This window comes from Streptosporangium sp. NPDC020072 (genome assembly GCF_040631445.1).
Classification (GTDB): Bacteria; Actinomycetota; Actinomycetes; order Streptosporangiales; family Streptosporangiaceae; genus Streptosporangium.
In genome coordinates this window covers 13,805-29,037 of sequence record NZ_JBEYAB010000024.1, presented here as the reverse complement: position 1 = coordinate 29,037, position 15,233 = coordinate 13,805, and the positions used below count along the sequence as shown (strand labels likewise).

General features: G+C 71.4%; 15 protein-coding genes. All 15 read right to left on the bottom strand.

Annotation, left to right across the window (positions count from 1 at the left end):
* Nucleotides 1-11: 11 nt before the first annotated feature.
* The 15 genes from ABZ470_RS39530 to ABZ470_RS39460 all read right to left on the bottom strand — a co-directional run bounded on the left by ABZ470_RS39530 (nucleotide 12) and on the right by ABZ470_RS39460 (nucleotide 15,194).
* Nucleotides 12-2,519 carry a hypothetical protein gene (locus tag ABZ470_RS39530; protein ID WP_362918095.1) on the bottom strand — a complete coding sequence of 836 codons (2,508 nt, stop codon included), beginning with the start codon at nucleotides 2,517-2,519 and terminating at the stop codon, nucleotides 12-14.
* Nucleotides 2,520-2,592: 73 nt separating this feature from the next.
* On the bottom strand, nucleotides 2,593-6,363 hold the full coding sequence (locus ABZ470_RS39525; RefSeq protein ID WP_362918093.1) for a hypothetical protein: 3,771 nt from the start codon (nucleotides 6,361-6,363) through the stop codon (nucleotides 2,593-2,595).
* A 4-nt stretch (nucleotides 6,364-6,367) separates the two neighbouring features.
* On the bottom strand, nucleotides 6,368-6,730 hold the full coding sequence (locus tag ABZ470_RS39520) for a hypothetical protein (RefSeq protein WP_362918091.1): 363 nt from the start codon (nucleotides 6,728-6,730) through the stop codon (nucleotides 6,368-6,370).
* Nucleotides 6,625-7,020, bottom strand: a complete 396-nt coding sequence (locus ABZ470_RS39515) for a hypothetical protein (protein ID WP_362918089.1) — start codon at nucleotides 7,018-7,020, stop codon at nucleotides 6,625-6,627. The genes ABZ470_RS39520 and ABZ470_RS39515 overlap by 106 nt, the downstream gene beginning before the upstream one ends.
* 2 nt (nucleotides 7,021-7,022) lie before the next feature.
* Nucleotides 7,023-7,490 (bottom strand): phage tail tube protein, encoded by a 468-nt coding sequence (locus ABZ470_RS39510; protein WP_362918087.1) that lies wholly within the window; start codon nucleotides 7,488-7,490, stop codon nucleotides 7,023-7,025.
* Between the two features lie 78 nt (nucleotides 7,491-7,568).
* The gene (locus tag ABZ470_RS39505; RefSeq protein WP_362918085.1) at nucleotides 7,569-8,015 is read right to left on the bottom strand and encodes a minor capsid protein; all 447 of its coding nucleotides are present in this window, start codon (nucleotides 8,013-8,015) and stop codon (nucleotides 7,569-7,571) included.
* Nucleotides 8,012-8,377 carry an HK97 gp10 family phage protein gene (locus tag ABZ470_RS39500; RefSeq protein ID WP_362918083.1) on the bottom strand — a complete coding sequence of 122 codons (366 nt, stop codon included), beginning with the start codon at nucleotides 8,375-8,377 and terminating at the stop codon, nucleotides 8,012-8,014. The genes ABZ470_RS39505 and ABZ470_RS39500 overlap by 4 nt, the downstream gene beginning before the upstream one ends.
* Nucleotides 8,374-8,682, bottom strand: a complete 309-nt coding sequence (locus ABZ470_RS39495) for a hypothetical protein (RefSeq protein WP_362918081.1) — start codon at nucleotides 8,680-8,682, stop codon at nucleotides 8,374-8,376. The genes ABZ470_RS39500 and ABZ470_RS39495 overlap by 4 nt, the downstream gene beginning before the upstream one ends.
* A gap of 13 nt (nucleotides 8,683-8,695) precedes the next feature.
* Complete coding sequence (locus tag ABZ470_RS39490) at nucleotides 8,696-9,094, bottom strand: hypothetical protein (RefSeq protein WP_362918079.1); 399 nt, start codon at nucleotides 9,092-9,094, stop codon at nucleotides 8,696-8,698.
* Complete coding sequence (locus ABZ470_RS39485; protein ID WP_362918077.1) at nucleotides 9,091-9,438, bottom strand: hypothetical protein; 348 nt, start codon at nucleotides 9,436-9,438, stop codon at nucleotides 9,091-9,093. Before ABZ470_RS39485 ends, ABZ470_RS39490 begins: the two co-directional genes overlap by 4 nt.
* Complete coding sequence (locus ABZ470_RS39480) at nucleotides 9,425-9,760, bottom strand: hypothetical protein (RefSeq protein WP_362918075.1); 336 nt, start codon at nucleotides 9,758-9,760, stop codon at nucleotides 9,425-9,427. Before ABZ470_RS39480 ends, ABZ470_RS39485 begins: the two co-directional genes overlap by 14 nt.
* Nucleotides 9,760-10,143, bottom strand: a complete 384-nt coding sequence (locus ABZ470_RS39475) for a hypothetical protein (protein ID WP_362918073.1) — start codon at nucleotides 10,141-10,143, stop codon at nucleotides 9,760-9,762. Before ABZ470_RS39475 ends, ABZ470_RS39480 begins: the two co-directional genes overlap by 1 nt.
* 82 nt (nucleotides 10,144-10,225) lie before the next feature.
* Nucleotides 10,226-11,161, bottom strand: a complete 936-nt coding sequence (locus tag ABZ470_RS39470) for a P22 phage major capsid protein family protein (RefSeq protein WP_362918071.1) — start codon at nucleotides 11,159-11,161, stop codon at nucleotides 10,226-10,228.
* A 19-nt stretch (nucleotides 11,162-11,180) separates the two neighbouring features.
* Entirely contained in the window at nucleotides 11,181-12,008 is an 828-nt protein-coding gene (locus tag ABZ470_RS39465; RefSeq protein ID WP_362918069.1) for a hypothetical protein, read from the bottom strand.
* 72 nt (nucleotides 12,009-12,080) lie between these two features.
* Nucleotides 12,081-15,194: a phage minor capsid protein gene (locus ABZ470_RS39460; protein ID WP_362918067.1), complete on the bottom strand. Its 3,114-nt coding sequence runs from the start codon at nucleotides 15,192-15,194 to the stop codon at nucleotides 12,081-12,083.
* Nucleotides 15,195-15,233: the final 39 nt, after the last annotated feature.

Sequence of the window (15,233 nt, the reverse complement as noted above, 5' to 3'; positions counted from 1 at the left end):
AAGCCGCTTCCTCACAGGACGCCGAGCATCCCGGCGTAGGCCAGTCCCCGGTTGACGACCTCGGAGGTCGGTTCGGCGACCGGGTTGATCGTGGTCACGTTGATCACGGTCGTCCCGCCCCGGCCGGAGCCGACCGGACGCTGCCCCGTCGAGCCGACCCGGGCCGTCAGGTCCGGTGCGAAGGAGGCCGACAGCCGGTCGGCGATCCTCGCCACGGTGGTGAAGACCTGCCGGGAGGAGGCGAGCATCCCGGCGCGCACGCCGAGCATCGTCTGCGTGCCGATGTCGGCGAACACCTTCGACGGGGAGGCGATGCCGAGGGCCTGGCGAGCCCAGGCCGCCACGTCCCGGAAGAAGCCGACGACGGCGTCCCGGAACCACCCGGCCGCCGATTGGATACCGCGCCACAGCCCCTCCAGCAGCTGAACGCCGAGGGTGCCGATCACGATCAGGAACCCCTGGACGGCGCGGCCCGCCACGTCGATCGCGCCGACCAGGTCGCCGCGCAGCAGCCGCGCCACGGCGTCGACCAGCTGAATCAGCGGCGGCAGCAAGCTCGTCACCAGCTGCAGCAACGGCGGCAGAACCGGCACGATCACCGGCAGCAGGTCAGCGAACGAGGCGACGATCGACAGCAGGTGCGGCGCGAGGTCACGCAGCCCGACCAGCAGGTCCCGGCCGAAGGTCTGCGCCATGACCGACAGGTCGGGCAGCAGCGGCGTGACGGCGCCCAGCAGCAGGACGAGCGCGTCCACCAGGAAGGTGCCGACCAGGCTGGCGGCCTGGGCGACGAGCGGGATCAGCGGCACCAAGGCCGGGAGCAGGGCGCCCAGCAGCCGGGCGGCCACCGCGACCAGCAGCGGCACCACCGGAGCGACGATCACCACGGCCCGGCCGAAGGCCTCGACCAGAAGGTTCAGCGACGGCAGCACGGCCACGACTCCGGCCGCCAGACTGGTGGCCACCAGCGCGGCCAGCTGGCCGAGCAGCGGAAGCAGCGGGGAGAGCGCCACGACCACGCCACCGGCGGCCTGGGCGAGCGGCAGCAGCGCGGGCGCCAGCGCGAGGAAGACGCGGCCGACGCCGCCGAGGACGGCGGTGATGGCGGGCAGCAGCGCGGTCAGGGCGAGACCGAGTTGCGCGATGAGCGGCGTCGCCATCAGGAAGGTCTGGGCGATCATCTGGCCGAGCGGCAGCAGCGCGGGCCCGATGACGGCCAGGGCCTGGCCGATCGCGACGAACACGGCCAGCAGGCCGGGGGAGAGGGCGGCCAGGGCGGGCACCAGCGCCTGCAGGGCGCCGGTGAGGATCGGCCCGGCGATACCGGCCAGCAGGCCGAGGGTCGGGGCGAGCTGGCCGAGGCCGACCGCGATGGCGGCCACGACGGGCGCGAGCGCGAGCGCCGCGGTGCGCAGCGCGGAGAACACCGCCACCAGGGAGGCCTGGCCCTGGGCGGAGTTGACGAACTCGGCGACCGACCGGATGAGGGTGCCGAGCACGCCGAGCGCGTCCGAGCCGGAGACGCGCATCGCCGCAAAGACGCCCGAGACGATGCTCCACACATCCAGCGCGATCCGGCCGAGCTGCCGCAGCACCTCCAGGGCGCCCTGCATCCAGCCCAGGGCCTGACCGGACGCGACGGCCGCGACCAGGAAGTCGCCCAGCCGACGCGCCGCGTCGGCGACGCCGGGCGCCAGGGAGGCGGAGAACTGGGCGCCGACCCCGACGAGCAGGGTCAGGCCGGTCAGCAGCGGCGTGATGGCCGGGGCCAGGTCGACAATGATGGAGCGCAGCGCCCCGAACACGGCGTTGAGCGTGTTCACCGCTGTGGAGCTGCGGGCGAACTCGGCGACGGCCACCGCCGCCCGTCCGGCGGCGTCCGCGACGCCGGACATGCCGAACCAGAAGGGGCCCAGCAGGACGGCCGCGACCGCCGACAACTGCCCGGCCAGCGGCGCGAACAGCGCCTCCTGCACGGCCGTGCGCAGCGCGTCCAGGGTGGGGCGAAGTGCCCGAAGTTCCCGGGCGGCGGCCTGGGCCGCCGGCGACAGCCGTGCCAGGGCCTCCTCGAACTTGGCCTCGTCGTCGCCGAGCGCCGCGGTGAAGGCGTCCTTGAGGCCGATCAGCGCGACCGACAGCGTGAGGACCCCGGCCGCGCCGAGCGCGGAGGCCCCCGGCAGGGCCGCCAGGAGGCCGACCGCCGGGGCCAGCGCCGCGCCGAGGGAGACCACGCCGTTGACGGCCGCCGCTCCGGCGGCGCCCAGCAGCGCCAGCTTCCCGGTGGCCAGCGTGAGCTGCGCCCCCATCCGGGCGACCCCGGCCGTCACGCCTGCGGCCATCCCGGTGACCGAGGCGGCCACCGACCGGCTCATCCGCGACGCCGAGGAGGCGACGCTGCTGGTGTGCAGGTTGGCCTGCGCGGCGGCGCGGCGGAGGTTGAGGATGGAGGCCGTCAGGCGGCGGCTGAGGTTGTCGCGCAGGCTCAGGGTGGCGAACAGGTCGCCGACGTTGATCGCCACCCTTGCACCTCCTCGGGAGGTCAGGCGGGAACCGGGCGGCCGGAATACGGCCGGAACGCACCGCCGGGCGGTGTCAGACCAGGCCGACCATGGCCGCGTACTGCAGGCCCCGGTTCACGGTGCGGCTGGTCGGTTCGGCCTGCGGGTAGTGGTTGGTGACGTGCACCGTCACCGGGCCACCCGGCCGCCCCGGCTGGGCGCGCTGCCCGGTCGAGCCGACGCCCAGCTGCGGGTTGAACCCGCGCACCAGTTGCCCGGCGATGTGCTGGGCGGAGGCCAGGACGGCGGGGGAGGAGCCGACCATGCCGCGCATCAGGCCCGTCATGGTGTGGCCGCCGATGGCGGCGAACACCTGCGACGGCGACTTGATCTTCAGGGCCTTCTTGACCTGGGCGACCAGGGCGTTGGCGATGTCCTTCATCGCCGCCTCGATGGCCTTCTTCTGGCTGATCAGGCCGGTGAGGAAGCCCTTCCCGGCGTTCTTGCCCGCGTCGAACATCGCGTCGGCGGCGTTTTTCGCCGCCTGCTTGGCGGCCTTGTCGATCGCGCCCTGGGTGGAGTTGATGGACTTGAAGGTTGCCGAATCGGCCTCCAGCAGCGCCTGGCCGAGCTCGGCGCCGGCCTCGGGCCCGGCCTCGACGACTTGGGCCAGCAGGGACTTGCTCAGGCCCCGCTTGGCCAGCTTCTTGATCACGGTCGCGAAGGCGCGGACCTTGGCGAGCTTGGCCTGCAAGCCGGACTGGATCGCCGAGGCGGTCACCGGCTGCTTGCCCTGCCCGTTGTCCTGGCCGAGGTTCATGTTGCCGAGCGAGGCGAACTGCTTGAGGTTGTCGGAGACCTGCCCGACGTAGGCCATCGCGTCGGCGAGGGACTTGGCGATCCGCTCGCGCTCCTGGGCCAGTTTCTGCAGCTCGGCGTTGCCGGACCTGACCGCCTCGACCAGGTGGTCCCTCACCCCGGCGCTGATCTTTCCGGCCTTGAACGCGCGGACCACGACGTCGGTCAGCTTGCCCGCCGTCTCCTTGATCTTGGACTCTTCGCCGAGCAGGCCCAGCACCCAGCCCTTGGCCGTGTCGGAGCCGATGCCCGCCATGACCGTGGAGGGGGAGTGGATGCCCAGCAGGCCCTTGATCCAGGTGATGAACCCGGTGAAGAGGTTCCCGACAGAGGAGACGAAGCCGTTCCAGGCGTTGACGAAGCCGTTCCTGATGCCGTCGACCAGGTCCTTGCCGAGGCTCATCAGCTTGGTGAAGGCCGACTTGACGGTCGTGCCGAACTTCGTGAACGCGGCCTTGATCGTGTTCAGGGCGCCCTGCACGTCGCCGCTGAGAATCTTGGCCAGCGCGGTCAGAAGGCTGATCGCCAGCGGCAGCACCGAGCTGCCGAGCTCGATGAGCGGCGGCAGGAACGGCGCCAGCGCCCCGACCACGGTGGTGATCCCGGACGCGAGCTTGATCATGTACGGCGCCAGGGCCTGAACGAGCTGCACCAGGGGAGGGATCAGCGCCGTGGCCAGCTGCATGATCGGCGGCAGGATCGGCAGGACCGCCGTCAGGAGCTGCCCGAACAGCGTGGCGAACTGCGTGATCAGCGGCGACAGCTGCTGAACCGCCGTCAGGATCGCTTGGCCGAACAGCTGCGCCATCTGGGAGATGGGCGGCAGCAGCGGCGTGATCGCCCCCACCAGGATCGTCACGGCCTGCACCAGTACGCCGCCCAGCGCTCCGGCGATCTGCCCGACGATCGGGATCAGCGGAGTGATCGCCGGAACCAGGGCGGTGACCAGCTGCGTCACCAGGGACGCCACGGGCGGCAGCAACGGCAGAAGCGCCGTCACGAGCTGCCCGAACGCCTGAGCGATCATGACGAGCATCGGCTGCAGCGCGGTCAGCACCGGCCGCAACGTGCTCGTCAGCACCATGGCGATCTGCGTCAAGGTGGGCATCAGAGCGGTGGCGAAGGCCGCCGCCAGCTGCAGGATCGGCGGCAGCAGCGGCACCAGCGCCACGATCATGTTGCCCAGCGCGCCGACGATCTGGCCGATCTGCGGGCCGAGCCCGGTCAGGGTCGGCCCCAGCGCGGTCGACAACGCGCCCGCGACGCTGGTCAGGCCGCCCAGCAGCGGCCCCATCAGCTGGGCGCCCAGCGTCACCAGCGCCCCCAGCAGCGGGCCGAGCGCCTGCAGCAGGGCGCCCAGCCCGACGACCAGGTTGGCCAGTAGCCCCCGGTTGGCGACGAACGCCGCGGTGAGCGGCTGCAGGAAGCCCGCGAGCTGACCGCCGAAGGTGCCCAGGCTGCCGGCCAGGGCACTCATCATGGGTACGACCGCGCCCACCACGGCCTGGATGGCGGGAAGCATCGGCTTGAGGAAGGCGCCCAGCCCGGCCGTGAACTTCCCGATCAGGGGGGCGATCCGGTTGAACATGCCCTGAAGGGCAGGCGCCACCTGGTCGGAGAACATGCTCTTCAGCGACCCGGCGGCCTTGGTCAGCGGCCCCTCCAGCCCGGAGGCGGCCTTGGCCAGATCCGCCTTCGCGGACTTGCGAAGATCAGCGAAAGCGGCCTTGACCTTGGCCGACTCCATCGCGGCCTTGATGCCGATCACGCCGATACCGGCCACCAAACCGGCGAAGGCGAGCCCGGCAGCCGCAGCAGCGGCCACGCCCGCCGAGCCGAGGCCCGCCAGCATCGCCCCGGCCTTGAGCGAGGCGCCGAGCACCATCGGCGTCATCGTCAGCGTGGCCTGCCCGAACGCCATCGCGCCGGACGTCATCAGGGTGAACGCGCCCCGCACGACGTTGGAGGAGTTACGGGCGAACCCGGCCAGGGTGGTGAACACGCCGCGGATCGACTGCAGGCGGCGGGCGAACCCCACGAACTCCTGGCCGACCTCGCGGGCCTTGGCCGCGCTGTCGCGCAGGCTGGTGCCCATCGAGGTGAGCCCGGAACGCACCGCGGAGATGGCCGGTTCCGCAGCCGCTTTCGCCTTGGCGAAGCCCCGGCTGATCAGGCCCATGACGCTGTAGAGCGCCAGCCCGACCGGGGAGAAGGCCAGGAAGGCGCCACGGATGGCGCCCATCTGCCCCGTGATGACCTTGCGGGCGACGATGACCGCCGCCACCAGCAACGCCAGGGAGACGATGACCTTCAGCGTGGAGCGGCCACTTTCGGTCGACATGGCCCGGGAGGCCACGCCGATCGCCCCCATCGACCAGCTGAAGACCGCGCCGACCGTCTGGACGTGCCCGGCCAGCGCGACCAGGCCGCCGCTGGCGCGGATGAAGGCCAGCAGCGACATGGTCGCGCCCGGCAGCAGCCGCAGGAACGGCCCCACCGCGCGGGTCATCGAGGTCAGGGAACGGATGACGATGCCCGCCAGGCCCCGCACGTGAGGGCCCGCGCCGATCAGCGACAGCATGCCGCGTGCCAGCATCCCCAGCGCGGCCGTCAGGCCGGGGGTGGCGGAGATCACCCGGAACGCGAAGGTGACCAAGCCCTTCAGGGGCGAGATCAGGCCGGTTCCGGAGCCCGAGAAGACACTGGCGATGTTGATCACTGACAGGATCTGGCGGCCGACGCCCAGCAGCGCGCTGTTGACACGCGCCAGGGAGGTGACCGCGGCGATGCCGAGGTCGAGGAATCGCAGGCCGAGGTCGCTGGTCAGCTGCTCAACGCTGGAGATCGAGTCCTGCACCGCCCGGTTGATCCGCCCGGCCCCGGCCTCGAACGCCGACCCGGCCGTACGCATCTCGGCCGCCGCCCGCGCCAGCCGCATGATCAGCGTCTCGGTCATCCGGTCGCGCAGCGCCAGCGACACGTACATCTCGCCGAGGTTCAGGGCCACCTGCTCACCTCCGCGATGCGTCGTCGTCGGGGGTGAGCGCCCGGCAGATGCGCGTGTCCGCGGCGAGCAGCCCGAAGATGCGGGTGCGCAGCCACCTCCACGTCCGCGCGGCCATCAGGCCGGGGGCCTGCAGGTCGATGCCGTACTCGCTGTGCAGGTCGGCCTCGACCAGGGCCCACCGCTCCAGCAGCGCGGCCCAGGTGATGGGAGCCCCGTCGACCGACAGGCCGTCGTCGGGGTCGTACCAGTCGCGCAGCCCCGTCAGCTCGTCGAGCGGCCCGCCTTGCGAACCGTCTTCGCCGGGGCCGCGGCTTCCGGGCCCTGCTCCCAGAAGGCCGCCGCGGCGTCGTCGTTGCCGACGATCCACAGGAACGCGGTCACCGCGACGTGCTTGATGCGCGGCCAGGACACGCCGTCCGCGACGAGCTGGTCATAGACCGGGCCGAGGACCTTGCCGTACAGCTCCAGCTCGTTGGCGTCGTCCAGGTTGGCCTCGGAGACGTCCTTGCCGCTGGCGGCGGCGACCCCGGCCTCGGCCAGCCGCTGGCAGTACAGGCCCACCTCGGCCGAGGGCGGCGGGATGCGGTAGGTCTTGCCGCCGACCGGCAGCGGCAGCGAGTCGTCGAAGAAGTCGTCGAGATCCTTGAATTTCGCCATGGTCAGGCCGCCGGGTTCTCGATCGCGACCGGGGCGCCCTGCCCGGTCAGCTCCACCTCGAACGGCTCCAGGTCGGTGACCTCACCGCCGCCGCCTCGGTACTGCACGGCGGCCGACCCGGTGAAGGCGTCCGGGCTGCCGTCCTTGCGGTACCAGCGCGTTTCGACGTTGGCGGTGATGCCGACGACCAGACCGGCCTGGCGCAGGAACTCCTGGCCGGGGTCGGGCACGAAGTTCGCGGCGGCGGCGTCGCGCTTGCGACGGCCCTCGATCTCCAGCTTCCATCCGCGCTGGGTGACGACCTCGGACTTCCAGCCGTCTGAGTCGAAGTCGCTGTCGTCCTCGGTCTCCGAATCCAGGCCGAACTCGAGCTTGGTCAGGCCCTTGACGGTGGTCCACGTCGGCGAGCCGCTGGTGCCGGTGTTGACCTGCAGCGTCCAGTCCTTGGCAAGCAGGCTGCGCAGCGTCACGGCGATCCCCCCTCTGGTAAGCGAAAAGCCGGTAAGTGTCTGCACTTACCGGCGTGGGTTGAAGAAGAAGGCCCGGCGTCAGCCGGGCCGATACGGTGAGGGCCGGTGGACCCGCATCGCGTAGGAGTCGGCCCGCTCCCAGCGGCCCGAGGAGTCCACCCCGAGCGGGGCGATCAGGTGCCGCTGGGACAGCAGCACCACCGCGCCGCCGACCAGCACCTGGTTGGACAGGCCGTGCAGCGCGTCGAAGGCGAGGTCGGCCAGGTCGTCGACGACCCGGGAGTCCTGGCCGCCGCGGATGCGGACCTGCATCAGCACCTGGGAGTCCGGCTCGGTGGGGTCTTCCCCCGCCGGGCCGACGCCGTAGACGGCCAGCGCGAGCGCGGTGTCCGGTGAGGACGGCAGGCCGCCGATCGTGAGGGCCACCTGGTCGGCGGTGTAGATCCCGGACGGGTTCCAGACGCCGCAGCCACGATCGGCCATGTGCTGGGCCAGCCCGCTCAGCAGGGTGCGCGTCCAGGTCACTTGAACGCCTCGCGCAGGTACTTGGCGAGGATCGCCTGCGCGTCCTCGGCCTTGGCGAGCATGGCCTTCTCCAGGAACTTCGCCTCTCCCACCGGGTGGTGGAGGTCGAGCCGTTCGTGCTGGTAGACGGCGTATTCGGTGTTGTAGCTGATCGCGGCGACCGCCTCATCACGGTCGATGACGACCTCGGCCGAGGCCCGCAGCACACCCTTGTCCTTGGGGGTGAGCTGCTGGGCGTAGGTGCGGATCTCCTCGGCGGCGTGGCGCAGCCCGGCCAGCACCGCCGCGCGCTGGCGGGCGTTGAGCTCGGCCGGGTTGACTTTGATGTCGAGGTCCACCCGGGCGACGGCGTCACGGCTCATCGGCACACCACCTCCACGTGGTCGGGGGTGGGCAGTCCTCCGCCGTCCCGGCCGAAGGAGGTGATGACGTAGGTGGTGCGGCCCGTGACCATGACCTTCGATCCGGCCGGGCAGACGGTGCCCGGCGGGAAGAAGATCGTCGTGTCGGAGACGACCTCGACGCCTTTCTCATCGCGCACCATGCGCCGCTCGTCGTCGACCAGGCACCGCACCGTGACCGCCGGGCCGTACACCCGCCCGTAGGCGCCCTCACCGACGAACGGCTCGATGACGGCGGTGTGGCGCAGCAGCCAGTCGGGCAGCATCGCTCACCGCCTTTCACCAGGCGCCGACGTCGATGACGTAGCCGGGCAGCAGCCCGGCCAGCTGCAGGATGCTGACCGCGTCGGGCGCGTGCCGGGCCGGGCCCGCGTCGTCGCTTCCGGCGCGCTTCAGCTTCACCGACCCGATCGACACGTCGCTGAACGCGGCGGCCACGCCGTACTCGTCGCCGACCGCAAGCATCCAGGCGGCCTGCGCGCAGGTCGCCTGCGCCATCGCCTCCAGGTGCTCGGGCCGGGTGGGCAGCTGCGTGGCCTCGTCGATCGGGTAGACCGCGGTGCGCAGCAGTTCGTCGATCCGTTCCGACGCCCTGGCCAGGCGGCGCTCGAGGTCGGCGGGCGGGTCCTGGCCGGCGTAGGCGACGTACTGCTCGGTGGTCGCATACACCGGCCTCACGACGCCGGGACCTCCAGCAGCTTCACCGACAGGCCGGTGACGGCGGAGTAGTCGATGTGGACCTTGCCGTTGGCCTGCCGGTAGACGGGCGTGAACGGCCCGTACAGCATCAGCCCGGTGTTGGCCGGGACGCTCACCTGCCGGTCGGTCACCGTCATCCCGTCGACCAGAACCGGGATGTCGAAGGTGACCTGCTTGGCGGTGGTGTCGGTGTTCTTGACCACAAGCAGCATCCGGCCGTTGTCGGCGAAGGCGTGCCCGTCGACCGTCGCCGCGGTGAGTCCGGCCGTCAGGTCGACTCCGGCCCGGGACGTCGCCACAGCGGCCAGGTCAGTCCTCGCCATCGTCGCCTCCCCATTCCTCGATCAGCGCGGCCTTGGAAAGGGCCCGCGCGTCGGTCTCGTTGGCGCCCAGCGCGACGGCGTAGGCCACCCACGCGGGCTTGGGCGCGTTGTCGGGCGGCCGCACGACGATCAGCCGCTGAACAGCGGCGTCACCGCCCTCCGGCGGGTCAGGGGGAACCTCGCCGCCCAGAGCGGGTTCCTCGCCGGAGGGCTCGGGGGCGGGGGAGCCGACGAGCAGCCAGTTGTCGAGCGCGTCCAGCCGCACCGACCGGGCGGACAGCTCCACCGTCTGCCCGGTCCTGCTGTTTCGGTAGGTCCACATCAGGCGGGCACCGCGATGAGGAAGTCGACCTGCACGGTCACCGAGGCGGGGGTGCCTGCGGCGGCCGACAGCACCGCCAGGATGCTGCCGCCCGCCGCGACGGCGGCGTTCTGCACGGTCGTGGTCTGCGTCCAGGCGTCGGTGCCCGAGGCCAGCGGCGCGGCGAGCACGTCGGAGGTGTTGTTCTTGATCTGCACGCTGGCGGCCGAGCCGCCGGAGCGGTAGATCCGCACCGCCGTGATGGTCGCCGCGACCGGCAGCCAGGCCAGGCCGTAGGTGCCGTTGGTCCCGGCGGGGATGACGACGGACTTGGTCTGCGTGCGAACGTGGGCGAGGCTGATCTCGCCCATCTTTCCGTCGATGGAATGGGTCTTGTAACCCATAAGTCCTCCAGAAATCACGAAAGCCCGCCGAGGCTCGGCAGGCTCCAGAGAAATTCACGGCATTGCTTCAATGCCGTCCGGGTTACGCGACGTCGACTCCCTTAATGAGGGCCGCACGGTTGGGGTCGAGGGTCTTCGTGCCGTAAAGGCAGTCGATGGAAACGACGTCCTGCTTCTTGTCCAGGTCGTAGTCCATGACCACCCGCAGGCCGAATCCCTTGTAGCTCTCCACGGCCGCGTTCGCGGCGCCCTGCGGAAGAACAAGGGGCCTCGTCACCAACGCGAAAGCGGTCCGGTGAAACGCGACGCCGACCTCCGTGGTGGAGTTACCCGTGGTCTGCGCGGGAATGTTGATGTTCTGGGTCTGGTACGGGTCGAACCCGAAAACCCTCCTGCCCAGAGACGCCTCCCGAAGACCGTCGGTGTCGCCACGGGCGTCGGCCCGCAGGAACAGGTCGTCGCCCAGCCAGCGCGCCTCGATCTCCGGCCCGACGACCGCATACCGGTCGCTCGCGGGCACGTTGCGCTGGTTCAGCACCCGGCGGGCGTCGATACCCGTCCGCGGGTTGTGCCACTCGTAGGTGTTGGTGCCCGCCGGGTTGGACGGCCACTGGCCGGTCTGACCGACCTCCTGCAGGACGTCGTCGCGCAGCGCGAGGATGTCCCTGTCGATTTTCTGGGAAATGGCCTCCATCGCCGGGTTGAGCAGTTGCGCCCCGAAATCCTCGATTTCGAGCGTCAGCTCCTCGGTCGTGACGGCGAAGGAAACGTCCGCGAAGTGGTTGAGGCGGACCGGGATGTGGTCTTCCTCGGCGTTCTGAATCTGAATACCCTGCGCCCGGGTGTACTCGTGCGCGGTGAACACGGCAGGCTTACGGACGTTCACGGTGTCGCCGATACGGGCGGCGAATTCGGAATCGTAGTCGCGGTGCACCAGCTGCGCCATGACGCAGGTCTCATAAAGCGTTGCCAGCGCCTGCTTGGCGATGACGGTGGGCGTCAGAAAGTTGTTAGGCACGTGGGCCTCTCCTTAAAACTCAGGAGGACGACTTCTTCTTGCGCCGTGCGCGGAAGTCGTCGATGGACATCTGCTCCGGATCCGAGCTGCGCCCACCGGACCCGCCGGTGAAGTCGCCACCAGACCGCGCGGGCGGGCCAGCCGCCACCTGGGCCTTGAACTTCGGGTTGTGCTCGACGGCGGAGGTGATCACCTCATCCAGCGAGGTCTGGAACCCCTCCGCGGCCGGGTCGAGATCGTTGATGTTGCGCAGGAAGCTGCGGCTGTCCAGGAGCGCCTCGGGGTCGGCGCCGAGCTTGCCGGAGGCCTTGTGCACCGCCAGCTCGACCATCGCCCGGCGGTGCAGGTCCCGCTCGGCGTCACGCTCCTGGGCCGTGGTGTCGCGCTCGGAGGTCAGCCGGTTGATGACCTCCTGAGGGTCGAGCGGCTTCTCCTCCTCCTTCAGCAGCCCGAGCGCCTGGCCGATCTTCGTGGCCAGGTCCTGCTGCGCCTGGCTCATCAGCTCCTCGGCGTTCGGCCCCTGGGCCTTGGTCGCCGCGTCCGCCGCCGCCTGCGCCTCCTGCAGCTTCGTGCGGTAGTTCACCGCGTCGGTGCGTGCCCGCCGCAGTTCCTTCTGAGCCCACGAGGGCAGGTCGTCGATCGTGCGGGCATCCGGCTTGGCCTTCTCCCGCTCACCGCCGACCGGCAGGTCGGGCTCAGGGCCCGGCTCGACGACCACTTCCTCGGTGGTGGTCTCCTCGTCATCCTCGCCGGACCCGCCGGCGATCAGGTAGATCGGCGTCACGCCGTCCTTGCGGTAGCCGAGCAGCGCACCAGGCGTCGTCGGCAGCACGCGATCGAGCTGCATGAATGGCCCCTTCGGACACGAAAGGCCCGCCACCGGGACGGGCCAGGGAAACAGGGAAACCTGGGCTGACGATCAGCGCTGGGTCTTACGGCGGCTGCCACGAACGGCCCGGAACACCGCCTTGTAGTAACCAGGCCGGTGCATAGGGGTGAGTTGCTCGAACTTCTCCGCCGTCTGGGTGATCAACTCCAGGTACGTGCCGGGTTCGGCCTCGCGATTCAGGTCCTCCCACACTTCGAGGATCTCCTGGTCGGTCGCCTCCGCCGGATCGGCCCGGTACCGGCTGAGGAGCGTGGTACGGATCCAACTGCCGAGCTGGTTGGTGACCTCGGCCTTGGTGAGCCGCTTGCCCGTCATAGGGCTGATCGGCGGCTTCCAGACCGGCTCCTCCTGCGCCGCGGCGCTCTTGCCCGCGGCGCTGCCGGCAGCCTCCTCCTCCGGCCGCTCGTCGACCCGCCTGGCCTGCTTTTCCTCGGCGGGCCGCTCGTCGGCCGACGTGGGAGTGTCCGCCTTGTCGGCGTGGAGCTCCCGGAGTGCGGCCTGGCGTTCCCGGGCGAGGCCGCCACGTAGCTGCTTGAGGTCTTTCTCCAGCTGGGGAGCCAGACCTTCTCGTTTCGCCTTGACGGCCGCCAGGTCGGCCCTGGCTTGCTTCTCCGCCTGCTCGGCCTCGGTGAGTGGCCCCCGGTTGGCGAGCATCACCTTGCGGGCCTCCATGTCCGCCCTGAAGCCGCCCATCTGCTCACGCAGCCGGGCCTTCTCAGCGGCCACCAGTTCCCGCAGCCTCTCCTCCTCGGCCTTACGGCGCTGGGCGGCTTGCGCGACCACCTCCTGCAGGCGTTGCGCCTGGGCGGCGTAGTCGCGGCGCGCGGCGTCGTGCGCCTCCTGCAGCCGCGCCTCCTCGGCCGCGCGCCGCTCGGCGAAGCGCTCCCGTACCTGGTCCTGAGCGGCCTGCTGCCCGGAAGGGCCCGGCCGAGGCGTCGCGTTCCCGCCGGAGCGGCGGGCGTGCACGGCGTCGCGGTGTGCCCTGAAGGCCTCGTTGGCCTCCTCGTAGGTACTCCTGGCGCGCCCGGCGACGGCCTGCGCACGCGCCAGGCGCCGCTGGGCGTCAGTGGCCTTGTCCGGCAGGTTCAGCGACTGCGCCAGCTCCAGCGCCTGCTGGGCGTCCTCGACCTGCCCGGCGGCGGCGTCAGCGGCGGCACCGGCCCTGCGCTGGGCCTGGTTCAGCCGTTCCAGGCGGGCGTTCTCCGCCTGCCGTCTGGCCTGCTCGTCGCGGATACCGTCGTCGGCCACGGCGGCGCCCGGGTGCGCTCTGCGCCAGCGGGCGTCGACCTGGTCGAGCAGCTGCTCGACCGCCTCCTCCCGGGAGACGCTCATGCGGCGGCCGGTCTGGGTGCGGTCGACGTGCTGGCCCAGCCACCGGCCCGGCTGGGCGGCGCTTTGCCGGACCCGGCCGACGACCTCTCCGGCCACGACCACGACCAGCGACCCGTCCGCCTCGGGCACCAGCGTGCGGGCGTCCACCTCGGCCGTCGTGAACGGCTGCGGCCGATCGGCCGGGTCGTGCAGGTCTCGTGTCCACAGCACCGGCTCCGGCGCAGAACCCTCCTCGCCGGGCGGCACCCGGGCGCCTTCGCTGTCGTGGCCCCCGTCAGGCCCTCGAGGAAGATCGGTACGGAAATTAGCGCTACCGCCGTCCTCCGGCGGCTCGCCCGACCCCGGCCCCGCCGCCCCGCCGCCCTCCCCAGGGCCGCCGGGTGCGGGCGTCTGCGGAGCGCCCGTCATGGGGCGCGACCCCGACGACGCCGGAGGCCTGCGGGACCGTTCGGCCGCCTGCCGCCTGGCCTTGGCACGCGTGGAGGCCTCGGCGACCGACCGGCGGGCCCGGCTCACCGTGATCCGTGACTGCCGGGCCGCCTCGACGTCGGCCTTGTCCAGGCCCTTGACGCGCTCGCGGTCCCGGCGCCGCCGCAGTCCCTTGTCCTCGGCCAGCGCGTCCAGTTCCTCACCGAGTTCCCGCACGCGCTGGCGGGCCTGCTTCTGCCCGGCCGGGGTGCGCGCCAGCGCCGCCTGCCGTTTCGCGGTGCGCAGCCGGTTTTCGAGGCTGCGCTGCCGCTGGGCGTCGTCGTAGGTCGCCGCCGAAACCGGACGCTGCGGCCGGGTGGTGACGCCCGGGGTGTACAGGCCCAGCGTGTGGCCACAGTTGGGGTGCTGGAACCCGACGCGGCGGGCGAACTCCACCGTGGCCCGCACGTGGATCGTCATCGGCTCGCCGGTCAGGAAGTGCTCGACCTCGAGCTCACCGGTCGGGCCGTCGTCGATCGCGAGGACCTCCCCCTCGAACGGCGCGCACCGCTCGCAGGTGTAGGCGTCGATGGACACGATGACGAACCGGTGCCCGGCCTCGCGCAAGGTGGCGGTGTGCCCGTCCGTGGCCGCACGGATCGCCGAGGTCCGCACCGCCATCTCGGCGTACGTCGGCATGTCCCAGACCTTCCCGGCCCGGTCGACGAAGGTCAGCACCCCCCGGCGGGCGTACTCCTTCAGCTCCCGCTCCACCGCCGCCTCGACCGTCTCGGCCCCGGCCAGGACCCGCCCGATGACGTTGCGGTTGACCTCCTGGTACACGTCGTCGATCGTGCGCAACGCCGAGATGTGCCGCTTGCGCAGGTTCTTGACCATCTGGCGGGCCATCTCCACCACGCCCTGCCCGGCCGCGACGCCCTGCTTGCCGCCGATGTCCTTCAGGTCGTCGATCGCGCTTTGCACCCCGCGCCGCCACGCCGCGGTGATGCCTCCGCCGACCACCGGGAACACGCGCCGTTCCAGGCGGGCGACGATGCTCTTGGCCTCCAGCCGTAGCGCCTTGACCTCACCCGAGCGGCGTTCGAGGTACTCGCGCACCATCCGCTCATCCGGGCCATCGGCGGCCAGGGGACGCAGCTCGGACAGAACCTCCCGCCGTCTGCGCGCCGACACATGACGCGCCGCCCGGCCCTGGAGGTCCTCCAGCTTCGCCTTGCGGGAAGGGGCCTTGGCCGCGGCCCGCGCCGACCTCCACAGATGATCGGCGAGGCTCTGGAACAGGGCGTCCTCGGCGTCCAGGTAGATCCCCGAGACGGTGCGCGCGACCTGCAGCGCGTGCTGGGCGTCGTCCAGGTCGACCTTCGCCGCACGAGAGGGAGCCACAGCACCCCCTTCAACCAGGGGTAAGTGTTGACACTTACC

Coding starts and splice junctions, on each gene's coding strand:
- ABZ470_RS39515 (WP_362918089.1), bottom strand. CDS start 7,020: ATGGCGAAATTCAAGGATCTCGACGACTTCTTCGACGACTCGCTGCCG.
- ABZ470_RS39500 (WP_362918083.1), bottom strand. CDS start 8,377: ATGAGCCGTGACGCCGTCGCCCGGGTGGACCTCGACATCAAAGTCAAC.
- ABZ470_RS39495 (WP_362918081.1), bottom strand. CDS start 8,682: ATGCTGCCCGACTGGCTGCTGCGCCACACCGCCGTCATCGAGCCGTTC.
- ABZ470_RS39485 (WP_362918077.1), bottom strand. CDS start 9,438: ATGGCGAGGACTGACCTGGCCGCTGTGGCGACGTCCCGGGCCGGAGTC.
- ABZ470_RS39480 (WP_362918075.1), bottom strand. CDS start 9,760: ATGTGGACCTACCGAAACAGCAGGACCGGGCAGACGGTGGAGCTGTCC.
- ABZ470_RS39475 (WP_362918073.1), bottom strand. CDS start 10,143: ATGGGTTACAAGACCCATTCCATCGACGGAAAGATGGGCGAGATCAGC.
- ABZ470_RS39465 (WP_362918069.1), bottom strand. CDS start 12,008: ATGCAGCTCGATCGCGTGCTGCCGACGACGCCTGGTGCGCTGCTCGGC.